Genomic DNA, 15,974 nt, shown 5'->3' with positions numbered 1-15,974 from the left:
CACGCCCGCAAATCCGGCCCCTGACGAAGAAGAATAGCCCCCTCCCCACCTTCTGCTGTCACGCATGGCATGGAGAGACGAGTCTGAATTGGTGCCCACCCTGACCAAGTGCTGGCCATTCAGCAATCCATCTGAAACACACAAGGCCGGGCAAGCAGTGCTGACTTTACCCAGAGCCACGCCAAGTGTCCCGAACACAACACTGAACAAAAATAACATTGAGGTGCGATCAAAAGGAGCGCCCCTACATTTGCCCGCCCCCTGGATGAGCCACCCCATCAGACAGCCCCCGATTCTGCACAAACCGGGGCCGCACCTTGAAGAAGCGGGCGACACGTTATCGCCCACCGTACAACTGCCGTCACACTTATGCGACAATATGCTCAATGTCTGGCATGAATCCCGCCTTTATTGCCCAACAGCTTGGACACAGCGTCCAGATGCTGCTCTCGACTTATGCGCGCTGGTTGAACTCTAGCGATGATTGGGGAGAGATGGAGAGAAACTCCAGAACGCCCCAGGAATGGCCCAAGCGCCAAATGCGCAGCTCGCAACCCATTGATAGGTAAAGTAATTGATCTCCACAGCTAACATCACGATGCAGTTCGGCGCCAAGCCGCTATTCGAAAACGTTTCGGTCAAATTCGGCGCCGGTAACCGCTACGGCCTGATCGGCGCTAACGGTTGCGGCAAGTCGACCTTCATGAAAATCCTCGGTGGCGACCTCGAGCCGTCCGGCGGCCAGGTCATGCTCGAGCCGAACGTGCGTCTGGGTAAATTGCGCCAGGACCAGTTCGCCTACGAAGAATTTACCGTGATCGACACCGTGATCATGGGTCACGAAGAGCTGTGGAAGGTCAAGGCCGAGCGCGACCGCATCTACTCGCTGCCGGAAATGACCGAAGAAGACGGCATGGCCGTGGCCGAGCTGGAAACCGAATTCGCCGAAATGGACGGCTACACCGCTGAATCCCGTGCCGGCGAACTGTTGCTGGGCCTGGGTATCGGCATCGAGCAGCACTTCGGCCCGATGAGCGAAGTGTCTCCGGGCTGGAAACTGCGCGTGTTGCTGGCGCAGGCACTGTTCTCCGATCCTGAAGTGCTGTTGCTCGACGAACCGACCAACCACCTGGACATCAACACCATCCGCTGGCTGGAAAACATTCTGACCCAGCGCTCCAGCCTGATGATCATCATCTCCCATGACCGTCACTTCCTGAACAGCGTGTGCACCCACATGGCTGACCTGGACTACGGCGAGCTGCGCCTGTTCCCGGGCAACTACGACGAATACATGACCGTGGCGACCCAGTCCCGCGAGCAATTGCTGTCGGACAACGCCAAGAAGAAAGCACAGATCTCGGAACTGCAATCGTTCGTCAGCCGCTTCTCGGCCAACGCCTCGAAAGCCAAGCAAGCGACCTCCCGCGCCAAGGCGATCGACAAGATCCAGCTGGCCGAAGTCAAGCCTTCGAGCCGTGTGAGCCCGTTCATCCGTTTCGAACAAACCAAGAAGCTGCACCGTCAGGCGGTCATCGTCGAGCGCATGGCCAAAGGCTTCGATGGCAAGCCGCTGTTCAAGGACTTCAGCTTTCAGGTTGAAGCCGGCGAGCGCGTGGCGATCATCGGCCCGAACGGTATCGGTAAAACCACCCTGCTGCGCACTCTGGTCAACGAACTGACCCCGGATGCCGGTACCGTGAAGTGGACCGACGCCGCGGAATTGGGCTACTACGCCCAGGACCACGCTCACGACTTCGAAGACGACTGCAACCTGTTCGACTGGATGGGCCAGTGGACCCAGGGCGGCGAGCAAATCGTTCGCGGCACCCTCGGTCGCATGCTGTTCTCCAACGACGAGATCCTCAAGTCGGTCAAGGTCATCTCCGGTGGTGAGCAAGGTCGCATGCTGTTCGGCAAGCTGATTCTGCAAAAGCCGAACGTGCTGATCATGGACGAACCGACCAACCACTTGGACATGGAATCCATCGAGGCGCTGAACCTGGCGCTGGAGAACTACCCGGGCACGCTGATCTTCGTCAGCCACGACCGTGAGTTCGTATCGTCCCTGGCCACCCGCATCATTGAGCTGAGCGCCGACGGCGTGATCGACTTCAGCGGCACCTATGACGACTACCTGCGTAGTCAGGGTGTTTTGATGTAAGACGGCTGCAAGCTTCAAGTGAAAAGCCCTGTCCTGGTGACGGGGCTTTTTGTATTTCTGGGCCAAGGAAGTTTGTGGTGCCGAAACCTTCGCGAGCAAGCCCGCTCCCACAGTGGATCTCCAGTAGCTATCAATCTTCTGCACGCGGCCGATCCAGTGTGGGAGCGGGCTTGCTCGCGAAGAGGCCATCACTGACACCGCAAAATGAAGTTCCAGCCTGATTTGCAATCCACATTGTTAGCCTGCTTCCTTTTATTTCACACCCACGCCATGATGCAGTTCTCCTACCGCCGCCCGCGAACGAGCTCTCATGTCTGTGCAGCAGTTGCCCCCGCAAAGCTCCATGGCGATCACTCTGCAGATCGTCTCTATCGTTTTCTATACCTTTATCGCCTTCCTCTGCATCGGCTTGCCGATTGCGGTGTTGCCGGGATATGTCCATGAACAGTTGGGGTTCAGCGCCATCGTCGCGGGGCTGACCATTGGTTCTCAGTACCTGGCCACCCTGCTCAGTCGGCCCATGGCCGGGCGTATGTCGGACAGCATCGGTACCAAACGGGCGATTGTTTACGGGTTGTCGGGGATTGCGTTGAGCGGCGCGCTGACATTGCTGTCGACCCTGCTGCAAAGTGTGCCGTTGTTGAGCCTGATCATCCTGATCGCTGGCCGGTTGTTGCTGGGCATCGCTCAAGGGTTGATCGGAGTCGGCACAATCAGTTGGTGCATGGGCCAGGTCGGTGCCGAGCACACGGCGCGTTCGATTTCCTGGAACGGGATAGCCTCGTACGGCGCCATCGCCATCGGCGCGCCGCTGGGCGTGGTGATGGTCGCTGAACTGGGGTTCGCCAGCCTCGGGATTGCGCTGTCGTTACTGGCCTTGATGGCGCTGCTGTTGATCCGCAACAAACCTTCGGTGCCGGTGATTCGCAGCGAGCGCCTGCCGTTCTGGGCGGTGTTCGGCCGCATTGCTCCCTTCGGCGCGAGCCTGAGCCTGGCGTCCATCGGTTACGGCACGCTCACTACCTTTATTACCCTGTATTACGTCAGCCTTGGCTGGACCGGCGCGGCGTATTGCCTGACGGTATTCGGGGTCTGTTTCATTCTGGCGCGGTTGTTGTTCATATCCAGTATCAGCCGTTTCGGTGGCTTCACCTCCGCCATTGCCTGCATGACCATTGAAACTGTGGGGCTGGTCCTGCTGTGGCTGGCGCCCTCGACGGGTTATGCCTTGATTGGCGCAGGGCTGACCGGGTTCGGCTTGTCGCTGGTGTATCCGGCGCTGGGGGTCGAAGCGATCAAACAAGTACCCAATTCCAGTCGCGGAGCGGGTTTGAGTGCTTATGCGGTGTTTTTCGATCTGGCGCTGGCGATTGCCGGGCCGCTGATGGGCGCGGTGGCGTTGAACCTGGGGTATTCGTGGATTTTCTTTAGTGCGGCGTTGTTGTCGATAACCGGGCTCGGTTTGACCTTATTACTGAAACACCGCGCAATGGCCTAAGCCTGCCGCATATCCCCTGTGGGAGCGGGCTTGCTCGCGAAGAGGGCGTGTCAGTCGACATTAATGTGTCTGACCCACCGCATTCGCGAGCAAGCCCGCTCCCACAAGGGTTCCGGGGACATTATTGATCTGCGGTCTGCATGCCGGCGCGGGTAGGTTTGCCCAGGGCATGGGAGAAGAACCGTCCGGCTTCGGAAATCATGTTGCGGTGAATATCCTTGCGGTCGACGCCGTCGGCATCGGTGCATAGTGCCGGCATGGCGGCGATCTGTTCTTCGTTGCACGGCGCCAGGAACACGAAGTGCCCTGCCCCGGCCAGCAATTTGAAGTCCGGTGCGGTCGGCAGTTTGCGCGCAAGCGCTGCGGCGTTTTTGTCGAACGCCACCAGTTTGTCGCCATCACCGCTGTACAGCAGCACCGGCACATGCACGTCGGCCAGAGTATGGCGGCCGAACTTCAGGCTCAGCGGCGCCATCAGCAGCAAGGCATGCACGCGCGGGTCTGCCACTGGCTGCAAGTCATCACGATCGACGATCAGTTCGCCTTGCGTGTTGCAGGCATCGTGATCATCCGGGCGCTCCTGGCAATAACGGCGCAGGCGATCCAGATCCGGGGTGGCACCGGACAGGATCAACGCGGTCTCGCCGCCCGCCGAATAGCCAATCACTCCAACCTGCTCGGCATTGACGAACGGCGCAAGCATCCGGTCGCCCAAGGTCGCGGTAATGGCTTCGGAAATCTGGATCGGTCGACCATAAAGGTTGCTCAAGGTGCCGAGGCGGCTGTGGTCTTTGGAGTTGTCGCCGGGATGGATCACCGCCACCACCACAAAACCCTTGCGCGCCAATGAGGTGGCGAGGTCGTGCAGGGCCAGCGGGGTTCCGGTGTTGCCATGGGACAGCATCAGCATCGGGAAACGTCCGATGGCGACTTTGGTGTCTTCACCGGCTTCGATCGAGTAGCCCTCGAGCGTGCTGGAATGTTCCTTTTCACTGGACGGGTAAAAGGCGATGGCGCGCATCGGCTGCAAGTCCAGCGGATCAAGGAACGTCATCTCATGGAAACCGACGCTCCAGTGAGGATGCGGCGCAGGCATGGCATGCACTGAATTCAGGCTGCCCAGCAGACAAATCAGTAGCGTTGCACAAAGACGCATCATGGGATGCCCCACCTTATTACCTGACCGCAGATGTTAACCCTCGACTGCATAACCTGGGCCAGAGACTGATAACCGCCAGAAACAAAAAAACTCCGTACCTGGCCATCACGATGACCAGAATACAGAGTTTCAGGGGTATTGCCCGAGCTGTTTACGACTTTACGCAAGCCTTATGCGGCAGCAAACAATTGCTCGCTGATGTGCGCCTGAGCGTCGCTCATGGCTTTGGTGCGCACTTCATCACCGTAGGCCAGGCCATGGGCGCGGACGAACTCGATGTCGGTGATGCCGAGGAAACCGAACAGCACTTTCAAATAATCTTCGTGCGCAACACCGGTTGCTTGACCGGCATGCAGACCGCCGGCAGTCGAGACGATCACGACTTTCTTGCCGCCACACAGGCCTTCAGGGCCGGCTTCGGTGTAGCGGAAAGTCTGACCGGCTACGGCGATGCGGTCGATCCAGGCCTTGAGTTGGGTCGGGATGGTGAAGTTGTACATCGGCGCGGCAATCACAACGGCATCGGCGGCGAGGAATTCGGCCAGGGCCTGCGCGCTCAGATCGGCTTCGTGCTGTTGCGCGGCGTTGCGCAGTTCAGCGGCGGTGCCGGCGGCGACCAGGGTGGTGGCGGAGAAATGGCTGATGGCGTCGGCTGCCAGGTCGCGGTAAGTCACCACAACGCCAGGCTCGGCGGCTTGCCAGGTTTTGACGACTTCGCCGCTCAGCTGACGGGAAGCCGAGTTGTCACCCAGAATGCTCGAATCGATATGCAGTAATTTCATGTGGGATCTCCAAGGTGAGGATCGCCACCGGCGATCTAATGGAGACAATCCTACCGACGAAACCAATAGATGATTAGTCGGTAACAATGCGATAGTTTGTCCCACTGATAGAACAGTCGAGTTTAAACCATGCAAGATCTCAACGACCTCTACTACTTCGCCAAGGTGGTCGAAGCCGGTGGTTTCGCAGCGGCCGGGCGTTTGTTGGGGATTCCCAAATCGCGGTTGTCGCGACGCATCGCCGAGCTGGAAGAACGCCTGGGAGCGCGTCTGCTGCAACGCACCACCCGCCAACTCAACCTGACCGCCGTGGGCGAGCGTTACTTGCGCCATTGTCAGGCGATGCTGCTGGAAGCCGAGATGGCCGACGAAGCGGTGGCCAGCATGTCCAGCGAACCCCGAGGGCGCTTGCGAGTGTCCTGCCCCGTCGGATTGGCCCACGAAATTCTGCCTGGGGTGATCAGTCACTTCCTGGAGAAATTCCCTCAGGTTCAGCTGGAGATGATGTTGCTCAACCGTCGGGTTGACTTGATCAACGAGGGCGTCGACGTCGCCTTGAGAGTGCGGGATCTGGGTGATGAAGATCCATTGCTGGTCACCCGCCGCCTGCGTCAGGCTCAGATGCTGATGGTTGCCAGCCCTGCATTTTTGCTCGGCCGTGAAATCAATCATCCCGAAGACCTGAAAAACCTGCCCGTTCTCGGCGCTCTGGAAGCCGACCGCATGGTGCATATCCGCATGCTTGATCAAACAGGTAAAAGCTATGATCTGAGCCTGGAAGCGCGATTGGGGATCGACGATTTCATCGTACGCAAAGCCTGCACCCTCAGTGGCCAGGGTTTTACCATGCTGCCCATGATGCATTGCGAGCAGGAGCTGAAAAACGGCGAGCTGGTGCAACTGTTGCCCGACTGGTCATTGCCGGGCGGCTGGCTGCAAGCCGTCTACCCTCATCGACGCGGGGTGATGCCGGCCGTGCGCGCCTGGATCGACCATTTGATCGAATCATTCAATGCTTGTGGGGACAGACTGTTATGAAAGCGGGATTAATGAGCGAAGAGGATGTCGCGCAATACTGCCTGGCGTTGCCCGGCGCGCGGGAGGATTACAAGTGGGGTGGCGTGCGGGTGTTTTCGATTGCCGGGAACAAGATGTTCGCCTTGCAGAACCTGCGGGGACAGTCGCTGGCTTTCAAGGTCGACAAGGACCTGTTCCTGGGCCATTGCGACCGGCCGGGCATTCACCCGGCGCCGTATCTGGCTCGGGCCCAGTGGGTCATCATGGAAACGCCCTACCCGCTGGGCACCGAAGAACTGCAAGGCTTGCTGCAACGTTCCCACCAACTGGTGGTGAGCAAGTTGCCCAAGCGCACGCAGGTCGGCTTGCTGCTTTAAAGTGCTTTAAAGCAGCGCAAACAGATTAGCGCCCAGAAACAGCTGATCGATCCAGAACACCTGATGCATCAGCACGATGAGCCAGAACACCAACTGAAACGAGACTTTGCGGGTCTTGTGCCGAAACGTTTGCTGGGCCAGCAAGGCACCCGGCCAACCGCCGGCCAGCTCCACAGCGTGCAAGACATTCTCCGGCGTGCGCCAACTGTCGGCGCGGGCCTTGTGCTTGTCGCTCCAGTACAGGAAAAACGCCAGCACGCTGACGATGCCGTAGGCCGCCAGGGGAATCACCGACACCCCGTGCAGCCACAGCGACACCGAGCCAAACAACGGCACTGCGCACAGCGCAACGAACACCAGCAGTTTCAGCCGCAGGTTCTGAATGGCGCCCCCGGACTTGCGTCCGGGGTTGTTGTTGCGCGCACTGGAATCGTTCATGGCTTGACTGCTGTCCAGTCGACCCAGCCGAACTGCCAGGTGGCCAGGATCACCAGACCGAACGCAATGCGATACCAGGCGAACGCCGCGTAACTGTGGCTGGCGATAAATTTGAGCAAGCCCCGAACGGCGATCATCGCAAAGATAAACGCAGTGACGAAGCCAATGGCGAACACCGGAAAATCAGCCGGCACAAACAGGTTGCGGTATTTGTAGCCCGAGTACACCGCCGCGCCGACCATGGTTGGCATGGCGAGGAAGAATGAGAACTCGGTGGCCGTCTTGCGCGACAACCCGAACAGCAGACCGCCAATGATCGTCGAGCCGGAACGCGAGGTCCCCGGAATCATCGCCAGGCATTGGGCGAAGCCGACTTTCAGGGCGTCTTTCCAGGTGATGTCATCGACACTTTCAGCATGCACTTCATGTTGACGGCGTTCAGCCCACAACATGACGATCCCGCCCACGACCAATGCGGTGGCCACGGTAATCGGGTTGAACAGGTACTCGTGAATCAAGTCGGCGAAAATCACCCCCAATACCACGGCCGGCAGGAAGGCAATCAACAGGTTCGCGGTAAAGCGTCGAGCGCTGGGCTGCGTCGGCAAACCGATGACCACGTCGAAGATCTTGCGGCGAAACTCCCAGACCACCGCCAGGATTGCCCCGAGCTGAATGATGATATTGAAGGCCATGGCCCGCTCGCCCCCAAAGTTGAGCAAGTCCGCCACAATGATCTGGTGCCCGGTACTGGAAATGGGCAAGAACTCCGTCAACCCTTCTACAACGCCTAAAATCAATGCCTGAAAGGCCGTCCAAAGATCCATCAATCCCCCAAGAAGCAATGCCCCAGGCACGCCCCGTTAATATTTTTTGAGCGTTCACTGCGATCAGCGTAGCTGACATCCCGCGCGCACAAAGATCCCCACAAAACCGTAAAAATTCCGTGAAAACCAAACTGGAACTCAGGTTTTTTCGCGCGGGGCCGAAATCCTATCAGACACGCCCTGTTTTCGCTGCCGCGTAATAGGACCTGAGTCGCATAGGCCCGATCGGCAAAGTGTGGTTGGATGCTGGCGATCGTTTATTACAAGAACAAGAAACCGGAGTAACAGCGTTATGAACAGCTTGCGCAGTGTGTCGATCAGCCGACGCTTGTGGCTCATCTTGATCGTAGCCGTGGTGATGCTATTGACGTTGGGCGTGTTGATGCTCAAGCAGATTCACGACGACCTCTATCATGCCAAGGCTCAGAAAACCCAGCATGTGGTGCAGACGGCCAGTGGCATCCTGACCTACTACCACAGCCTGGAAACCGCCGGCACCCTCACTCGCGACGCCGCGCAAAAACAGGCACTGACTGCCGTGCGCGGTTTGCGCTACGACCAGAACGATTATTTCTGGATCAATGATCTGACGCCCGTCATGGTCATGCACCCGACCAATCCCAAACTTGAAGGTCAGAATCTCTCGACGATCCGCGACCCTGACGGTTTCGCGCTGTTCAACGAGATGGTCGCCATCGCCAAGGCCAAGGGTGCCGGCATGGTCGATTACCGCTGGCCGAAACCGGGCGCCAGCGCGCCGGTGGAAAAAACCTCCTACGTCAAACTGTTCGAGCCCTGGGGTTGGGTGATTGGTTCGGGCGTATACATCGATGACATGCAGGCCGAGTTTTATGCGCAGGTCTGGAAGGCGTCTTTCGTGGGCCTGGTGATCGCCCTGATCATGGCGTTGCTGGTGATCATGATTGCCCGCAGCATCGTGCGTCCGCTCCAGGAAACCGTGAACGCCATGGCCAACATCGCCAGTGGTGAAAGCGATCTGACCCGTAGCCTCGATACCCACGGCCAGGACGAAGTCACGCAACTGGCCCGGCACTTCAACGCCTTTACCGCCAAACTGCGCCTGGTGATCAGTCAGCTGCAAACCTCCGCCAGCGCGTTGGGTCAGTCTTCCAGCGAACTGGGCAACGATGCCGCGCAAGCCCAGCAACGCAGCCAACAGCAATCCCAACAAATGGAACTGGTGGCAACCGCGATCAACGAAGTGACCTACGGCGTGCAGGATGTGGCCAAAAACGCCGAGCACGCGGCCAGCGAAATGCGCAATGCCGAGTCTCAGGCGCAACAGGGGCAGGTCAATATCGACGGCAGCCTGCAGCAGATCGACAAGCTGTCGTCGACCATCGATCAAGCCGTCGAAGTGATTCGTACGCTGGCCGCCGAAAGCACACAAATCGGCAGCGTTCTGGAAGTGATCCGCTCCATCGCCGAGCAAACCAACCTGCTCGCCCTCAACGCCGCCATTGAAGCTGCCCGGGCCGGCGAGCAAGGTCGCGGGTTTGCGGTGGTCGCCGATGAAGTGCGGCTGCTGGCCCAGCGCACCCAGAAGTCCACGGCGGAAATCCAGTCGATGATCGAACGCCTTCAAAGCCATTCCGAAGCGGCGGTCAAGGTGATTGGCGACAGCAGCCGTGCGTCGCAGCTGACTATCGAACAGGCCGGCCTGGCGGGCGCCAGCCTGAATGCCATCGGCCAGGCCTTGCGCAACCTCAACGGGTTGAACGCTTCGATTGCCAGTGCGACCTTGCAACAGGCCCATGTGGTGGAAGACATCAATCAGAACGTCACCCAGGCAGCCGGGTTGTCCCACAGCACGGCACTGGCGGCCGAACAGTCAAGCGTGGCCAGCGTTCACCTCAAGGAACTGAGCGAACAGTTGAACGGGTTGCTGAAGCAATTTCGGGTCTGATCAATTCAGTAGGGGCAACTGGCCCGGCCAGCCCGGAACACCAGTCGCCCCCATCGCGAGCAGGCTCGCTCCCACGTTGGATCGTTGTCGAACACAAAGCCTGTGTCCTCTAAAGATCTCCTGTGGGAGCGAGCCTGCTCGCGATGAACGATGACGCGATTTTTCCGGGTACAATTCGCCCCCCTCATTTTTACGACACCAAGGAACTCCCATGTCCGGGCTTGAACTGTTTGCTGCCGCCCTCGGCGTGATTGCCGTCTGGTTGACGGTCAAACAGAACCCTTGGTGCTGGCCGATCGGCCTGGTCATGGTGCTGCTGTATAGCTGGATTTTTTTCGAGGTGAAGCTGTATTCGGACATGTTGCTGCAAGTGATCTACGCCGCGTTGCAGCTCTACGGCTGGTGGCAGTGGACTCAGGGGACCGCGACTCATGGTAGGCGGCAGGTCAGCCTGCTCGATGGAAAATCCATCGCGCTCGGTCTGGCCGTGGGCGCAGCCGGCAGTTTGTTGCTGGGCGCCGCAATGGCTCACTGGACCGATGCCGCCCAGCCTTGGCTTGATGCGGCGTTGACCGGTTTCAGCCTCGTGGCGCAATTATGGATGGCGCAAAAACGTCTGCAATGCTGGCCCCTGTGGCTCGCGCTGGACATCATCTTTGTTGGTCTCTTCATCTATAAAGCGCTGTACCTGACCGCCGGCCTCTATGGGGTATTCGCGTTGCTGGCGGTGCATGGCTGGCGGACATGGCGCGCCGACCCGGCGTTGCGCACATGAAAGTGCTGGTACTCACGGGGCCTGAATCCAGCGGCAAGAGCTGGCTGGCCGCCGAACTGCAACAGCAATTCGGCGGTGCTCTGGTAGGCGAATACGTGCGCTGGTTCATCGAGCAGGAGGCGCGAGACACCTGCCCGGACGATATTCCTGAAATTGCTCGCGGTCAGCTGCAATGGGAGGATGATGCTCGCGCCCTTGGGCCGCCGTTGCTGATTCTCGACACTCACCTGCTGAGCAACATGCTCTGGAGCCAGACCCTGTTTGGCGATTGCCCTACCTGGCTCGAACAGGCGCTGCTGGCTCGGCACTACGACTTGCACTTGCTGCTGTCGCCCGAACAGGTCGACTGGACCGATGACGGTCAGCGTTGTCAGCCCGAACTGGATGAACGCCGGGCTTTTTTCAGCGCCACTCAGGCGTGGCTGGAGCAGCATCGACAGCCTGTTCAAGTGCTTGAGGGTGATTGGACCGAACGCCGGCTTCGGGCATTGCAAGCCGTCGCGTTACTGCTCGAACACTGATCTGCCCTATTTGGGCCAATACCCCATGCCAAGGCGGGACCTGTGGGAGCGAGCCTGCTCGCGATTGGGCCTTCACATTCAACATCTATGTTGACGGTCAGACCGCTATCGCGAGCAGGCTCGCTCCCACAAGGGATTGGGCTTAACTTACTGGCACTCTCCTCCAGCATTTGTTGCAAAATTTTTGCAAATACGTCCGTTTCTGAAACACGCGTCCCCTCTCAAACAGCCCGTTTCAACGCTGGTCATCGTCTTGTCATGCGATGTGTTAAAGCGCCGATACATCCCCGCACAAAGCTTGGATCCAGAGTGTTTGCGATCCTTTATCACATTGCCGCCCCGGCGGTTGTCTCAGACCTGAAACAGCACCCTCCATCGATCCACTCGCCTTGATCGATAACCCTCTGAATCAAAACAATAATCAAAAACCGGCACAGCTTTCGCTCACTCCTTCACAACGCTGATTTAGGACCAGCCCACAACAAAGAAGGAATTGCCGCCGTGGGGACATTTGATAACAGCATCTATAGCCTCCTACTGATCGGATGCGCACTGGGCTCAAGTTTCAGCCTGCCCGTACAGGCCGACAACGGCATCATTATTATCAAACGTGATGTCCAACCGCGCATGGCAACGCGTCCGCCGGTGGCTCCCGACCCTAGCCCCACGACCGCCAATGCCAACCCGTCCAAACAAATCCTCAGGCAAACGAATGAGTTGAGCGACGGCGACTTTGCCAACGTCGCCAGTGGTGCAGGTATCTCCCGCCTGGTCACTCAAAACACCAATAACCTGGGCGGCAATCTCACCAATCAGACCCAGCTTTCCAACCTCCCCGCTGGACGTTCGGGCAATTCGGGTAACGGTATTTCCAATATGGTCAATTCCAACATCCAGCAAGGCCTGGGTGCTCTGAGAGTTGTAACGGGAGACCGTTGAGATGAATCGTACGCTGCTGATGATTGCCATGTTTTGCAGTGCATCGACCTTTGCCCAACCTCCCGTCATCAATAACGCCGAAATCGACGGTTCGGGCATGCAGCACCAAGGCAACCTCTCGGTCAACCAGGCTGCGGGCGATCAGCAGCAACAGGCCAACGCCCGAGCCATCGCCGTTGGCAACAACGCCAGTGCTACCACACAGATTCGCCAACGGTTGCGTACGCAGGTCGACCCCAGGATCGATGCTCGATCCAGCATTCAAGGCGACTCCTTCAGCCACGGCAACGGCGTACTGGGCGTCAACCAGAGCGCGGGCGCCAGCAACCAGCAAGCCAATGCCCTGCGGATAAGCATCAGCACACAGCCGCAAAGTATCGACGACAGCGTCCTCATGCAGCAGAACGTGGCGCTGATCAACAACTCCGATCCAACTGACTCTGCACCAGGCAATCGCCAGGTCGCTACCAGCGATCAGGCCTTCACCGGTAGCCGTGGGGTGATCCAGTTGAATCAGAGCGCCGGGGTGGGAAACCGAACGGCCAATACCCTGAGCGTACGGGTCTCGGATTGACCCAAACAGGTAGAAACAACACTTAACCTAAAATAAGTACGGAGAATCACCATGAAACCTTCGATGGCACTAAAGCCTCTGGTTTTCGCAATTGCTGCGGTCATGGCTGTTGCTGTACAAGCGAACGATTGGCGTGACAATGACCACCACCATGGCCACAACAACGGCCATCACACCCCTCCTCCAACAAAGATCCCTGTCTATGCGACTGCCAATGCGTGGGATAACCAGAGCAGTACCGGCAACCGCATCCGTAACGAAGGGACTGTCAACGAAGCTGAAATGACCAGCTCTGCCACAGGCGCCAGCGGCAACGTCGGCGTCAACGTGGCAGCAGGTAGCGGCAACCAACAAGACAACGCGTCCGCTATCGCCAATGCTGCCTCAAACTCCAGTCAAGACAACAGCTTCGTGTTCGGCACTGCCACAGCCACCGCCGACGTCACGCAATACAGCAACAATAACAGGGTCAACAACTTCGGCAGCACAGCCTCTGCCGTGATGGGCGGATCGGGTAATGGCGGCAGCGGTAATATGGGTATCAACATTGCTGGTGGCGACCTTAACCAACAGAAAAACACCATGGCAATTGCCAACACCAATGCCCCACTTGGTAACGCAACAGCCACCGCCTCTGCCGATCAACAAGGTCCTGGCCTGGTAGTGAATAACAACGCCGATCGGACGTATCGCCTGGATACGATGACAGTCAGCAACTCGGCCAGCGGTAGTTTCTCTCGCGATAAGTCATCCGAGGCTAGCGGCAGTAAAAGCGCTTCTTCTAGCTGGGACGCGAGCGGTTCCAGGAGCTTTGATGCCAGCGGTTCCAAAAGCGTTGATATAAGTGGTTCTAATAGCAGTAATGCGAGCGGCTCTAACAGCAGTACTGCGAGCGGTTCTTCGAGTGCTTCTTTGAGTGCTTCCTTGAACGCTACTTTGGACGCTAATGCAGCGGCTGCCAGTTCCGTTACCTTCAATAATGGCAATGGCGATCGCACCCGCAGCAGGACTGCCGACGCATCGCTTAACGCATCGATTGACGCAACGCTTGACGCATCGAGAGACAGATCGTACGACAGATCGCGCGACTCTTCGTACGACAGATCGCGCGATTCCTCGTACGACAGATCGTACGATAAATCGTACGATAAATCGTCCGCCTCCTCGTACGAAAAATCGGGCAGTAAATCGTCCGAATCTGCGTACGACAAAGCGAAAAGCTACAGTGAAAGCAGCTCATATGATTTGAGCAACACCTATTCCTATCAAGTGCTGACTCCAACTGGCTGGGCAAACCCTGTGACCAACACTGCGGCCCTGAACGGTTCGGTGAATGGTGGCAGTGGCAACCTGGGCGTCAACGTGGCTGCCGGTGTGGGTAACCAACAAAGCAACTCGCTGGCCATTTCCAACAACTCATTCTAATTGCTGTCTCTGGAGGCCCCCTTACGGGGGCCTGTTTCAACACAACCAGAAGGCGTCCTACCATGCGCATTATCGCCTTGGCATTTTTGCTTTGCGTGGCCTGCGTGAGCGAGGCTGCACAAATGCCGCTTTCCGTCCTGCCGGGCGGCGCGGTGGTGTATAAGCCGATCCAGAGCATGCGCGAGCGTAAATTTGCCGACCTGGTGCAACAGAAAACCGACTTCAGTTGCGGCGCCGCTGCGCTGGCGACCATATTGCGCCAAGCCTATTGGCTGGACGTGAATGAAGAACAGATCATCGAAGGCATGCTGTCACACTCCGATCAAGATCTTGTCCGCGTCCAGGGCTTCTCCATGCTCGACATGAAGCGTTACGTGGAAAGTATCGGCATGCGGGCCCGTGGCTACCGGGTAGCGCCGCAAATGCTGAGCGAAATCAGAATTCCGGTGGTGGTACTCATGGATATCCGTGGTTACAAACATTTTGTGGTCATGCAAAGAGTCCATAAGGGCTGGGTCTATATCGGAGATCCGGTACTCGGTCATAAACGCTACAAAGTCGACGACTTTGTAAAAGGCTGGAACGGCATCATCTTTGCCGTCATCGGTCAGGGCTACGACAAAACCAATGCGTTGCTCGACCCACCCCTGCCACTGACCGCCAAAAACCGCATCAACACCTTCGCCCCGGTGCGAGACGCAGAGTTGATGGATTTCGGATTCATCCAAAGCGACTTCTTCTAATGACAAGGAGCACGACGCTCCGGGAGCATCCAATGAAGACTCCAATGTGGCTGGTCGTGGTTTGCCTGGCCGCCAGCCTGCCGACCCAGGCACAGACATTCAAACCCATTGAACTGAAGGATCAGGAATTGGCGACCCTGCGCGGCCGCTATGTCATGCCGGGGCGGGTCATCAGTTTCGGCATTGTCATGACCAGCACTTGGCAAAATGCCAACGGTGAAGTGATCGGGGCAACGTCCTCGATGCAAATTCAACAATCAACCATCAAGCCACAGTTCTATGTGTCGATGATCAACGAAAAAGGTGATGGCTCAGCGCGTTCGCAAGGCACCGGTACCGTCACTGGCGGCAGCGGCCTCAACAGCACCGAAGGCGTCACTCAAGTCGTGCGTGCTGCCGGCGACCATAACACTGCCTACAACAACGTTGAAATCAACGTCACAAAAGCTAGCCAAGCGCCAGCAACGCAACAGCAGGGCCAGGCGTTGGCCGCAGGCTCGACGTTGGTCGGCGCCAATGGCGCGGGCTCGTTGAGCGTTTCCTCGACCGGCACGGGTGTGCAACTCAACATCGTGGGCAACAACAACCAGGGCAGTACCGTACAACGCCTGGCCCAGGGCGGGCTGATGCAGAACACGACTTTGCTCGGCGGTGGTAACCAGGTCAACAACCTCACATCCTTCAATGTCGTGCTGCGTGACAATGCGACAACCGGGTCGCTGAGCGGCAACCTGGACCAGCTCAAAGGTCTTCGCACTCAAGGATTCTGATCTACGCTCAGTGTCACCCGATGTAGTCAGAAGGGACG

Annotated in this window: 16 protein-coding genes; 12 read left to right on the top strand and 4 right to left on the bottom strand. The window is 58.1% G+C overall.

From position 1 onward, the window contains the following. The first annotated feature begins 574 nt into the window (after nucleotides 1–574). A complete protein-coding gene (locus tag BK662_RS24710; RefSeq protein ID WP_123359576.1) occupies nucleotides 575–2,164 on the top strand; it encodes an ABC-F family ATPase in 1,590 nt (529 codons plus the stop codon). A 310-nt stretch (nucleotides 2,165–2,474) separates the two neighbouring features. Beyond that, nucleotides 2,475–3,662 (top strand): MFS transporter, encoded by a 1,188-nt coding sequence (locus tag BK662_RS24705; protein ID WP_123359577.1) that lies wholly within the window; start codon nucleotides 2,475–2,477, stop codon nucleotides 3,660–3,662. Nucleotides 3,663–3,783: 121 nt separating this feature from the next. Here the strand turns inward: BK662_RS24705 and BK662_RS24700 are convergent, their stop codons facing one another. Next, nucleotides 3,784–4,821, bottom strand: a complete 1,038-nt coding sequence (locus BK662_RS24700; protein WP_123359578.1) for an alpha/beta hydrolase family protein — start codon at nucleotides 4,819–4,821, stop codon at nucleotides 3,784–3,786. 170 nt (nucleotides 4,822–4,991) lie between these two features. Beyond that, nucleotides 4,992–5,603: an FMN-dependent NADH-azoreductase gene (locus BK662_RS24695; protein ID WP_038983429.1), complete on the bottom strand. Its 612-nt coding sequence runs from the start codon at nucleotides 5,601–5,603 to the stop codon at nucleotides 4,992–4,994. Nucleotides 5,604–5,732: 129 nt separating this feature from the next. On the opposite strand from BK662_RS24695, the gene BK662_RS24690 reads away from it, so the two are divergent. Both BK662_RS24690 and BK662_RS24685 read left to right on the top strand, forming a co-directional pair. After that, a complete protein-coding gene (locus BK662_RS24690) occupies nucleotides 5,733–6,641 on the top strand; it encodes a LysR substrate-binding domain-containing protein (protein ID WP_123359579.1) in 909 nt (302 codons plus the stop codon). Next, complete coding sequence (locus BK662_RS24685) at nucleotides 6,638–6,997, top strand: MmcQ/YjbR family DNA-binding protein (protein WP_123359580.1); 360 nt, start codon at nucleotides 6,638–6,640, stop codon at nucleotides 6,995–6,997. The genes BK662_RS24690 and BK662_RS24685 overlap by 4 nt, the downstream gene beginning before the upstream one ends. 6 nt (nucleotides 6,998–7,003) lie before the next feature. On the opposite strand, the gene BK662_RS24680 is transcribed toward BK662_RS24685, so the two are convergent. Together BK662_RS24680 and BK662_RS24675 are read right to left on the bottom strand one after the other, a co-directional pair. Then, complete coding sequence (locus BK662_RS24680; protein ID WP_123359581.1) at nucleotides 7,004–7,435, bottom strand: DUF1294 domain-containing protein; 432 nt, start codon at nucleotides 7,433–7,435, stop codon at nucleotides 7,004–7,006. Continuing rightward, nucleotides 7,432–8,262 carry an undecaprenyl-diphosphate phosphatase gene (locus BK662_RS24675; RefSeq protein ID WP_123359582.1) on the bottom strand — a complete coding sequence of 277 codons (831 nt, stop codon included), beginning with the start codon at nucleotides 8,260–8,262 and terminating at the stop codon, nucleotides 7,432–7,434. Before BK662_RS24675 ends, BK662_RS24680 begins: the two co-directional genes overlap by 4 nt. A 292-nt stretch (nucleotides 8,263–8,554) precedes the next feature. On the opposite strand from BK662_RS24675, the gene BK662_RS24670 reads away from it, so the two are divergent. From BK662_RS24670 to fapE, 8 genes are all read left to right on the top strand, one after another. After that, nucleotides 8,555–10,189: a methyl-accepting chemotaxis protein gene (locus BK662_RS24670; RefSeq protein ID WP_123359583.1), complete on the top strand. Its 1,635-nt coding sequence runs from the start codon at nucleotides 8,555–8,557 to the stop codon at nucleotides 10,187–10,189. A 211-nt stretch (nucleotides 10,190–10,400) separates the two neighbouring features. Continuing rightward, nucleotides 10,401–10,964, top strand: a complete 564-nt coding sequence (pnuC, locus tag BK662_RS24665) for a nicotinamide riboside transporter PnuC (RefSeq protein WP_123359584.1) — start codon at nucleotides 10,401–10,403, stop codon at nucleotides 10,962–10,964. Continuing rightward, on the top strand, nucleotides 10,961–11,485 hold the full coding sequence (locus tag BK662_RS24660; RefSeq protein WP_123359585.1) for an AAA family ATPase: 525 nt from the start codon (nucleotides 10,961–10,963) through the stop codon (nucleotides 11,483–11,485). The genes pnuC and BK662_RS24660 overlap by 4 nt, the downstream gene beginning before the upstream one ends. Before the next feature lie 501 nt (nucleotides 11,486–11,986). After that, nucleotides 11,987–12,424: a functional amyloid chaperone FapA gene (gene fapA / locus BK662_RS24650; protein ID WP_123359586.1), complete on the top strand. Its 438-nt coding sequence runs from the start codon at nucleotides 11,987–11,989 to the stop codon at nucleotides 12,422–12,424. Nucleotide 12,425: 1 nt separating this feature from the next. Further along, nucleotides 12,426–12,998 (top strand): fibril amyloid subunit FapB, encoded by a 573-nt coding sequence (fapB, locus tag BK662_RS24645; protein WP_123359587.1) that lies wholly within the window; start codon nucleotides 12,426–12,428, stop codon nucleotides 12,996–12,998. Between the two features lie 51 nt (nucleotides 12,999–13,049). Further along, nucleotides 13,050–14,423, top strand: coding sequence for an amyloid-like fimbrin subunit FapC (fapC, locus tag BK662_RS24640; protein WP_123359588.1), 1,374 nt, complete (start codon nucleotides 13,050–13,052; stop codon nucleotides 14,421–14,423). 62 nt (nucleotides 14,424–14,485) lie between these two features. Continuing rightward, nucleotides 14,486–15,166, top strand: coding sequence for a fibril amyloid maturation endopeptidase FapD (fapD, locus tag BK662_RS24635; RefSeq protein WP_123359589.1), 681 nt, complete (start codon nucleotides 14,486–14,488; stop codon nucleotides 15,164–15,166). Nucleotides 15,167–15,198: 32 nt separating this feature from the next. After that, nucleotides 15,199–15,936: a fibril amyloid subunit FapE gene (gene fapE, locus BK662_RS24630; RefSeq protein ID WP_123359590.1), complete on the top strand. Its 738-nt coding sequence runs from the start codon at nucleotides 15,199–15,201 to the stop codon at nucleotides 15,934–15,936. The last annotated feature ends 38 nt before the right edge of the window (nucleotides 15,937–15,974 follow it).

Source organism: Pseudomonas frederiksbergensis (assembly GCF_003732275.1).
Lineage (GTDB): Bacteria > Pseudomonadota > Gammaproteobacteria > Pseudomonadales > Pseudomonadaceae > Aquipseudomonas > Aquipseudomonas frederiksbergensis_H.
The sequence above is the reverse complement of the archived record's forward strand: the minus strand, read 5'-3'. Positions and strand labels throughout refer to the sequence as shown.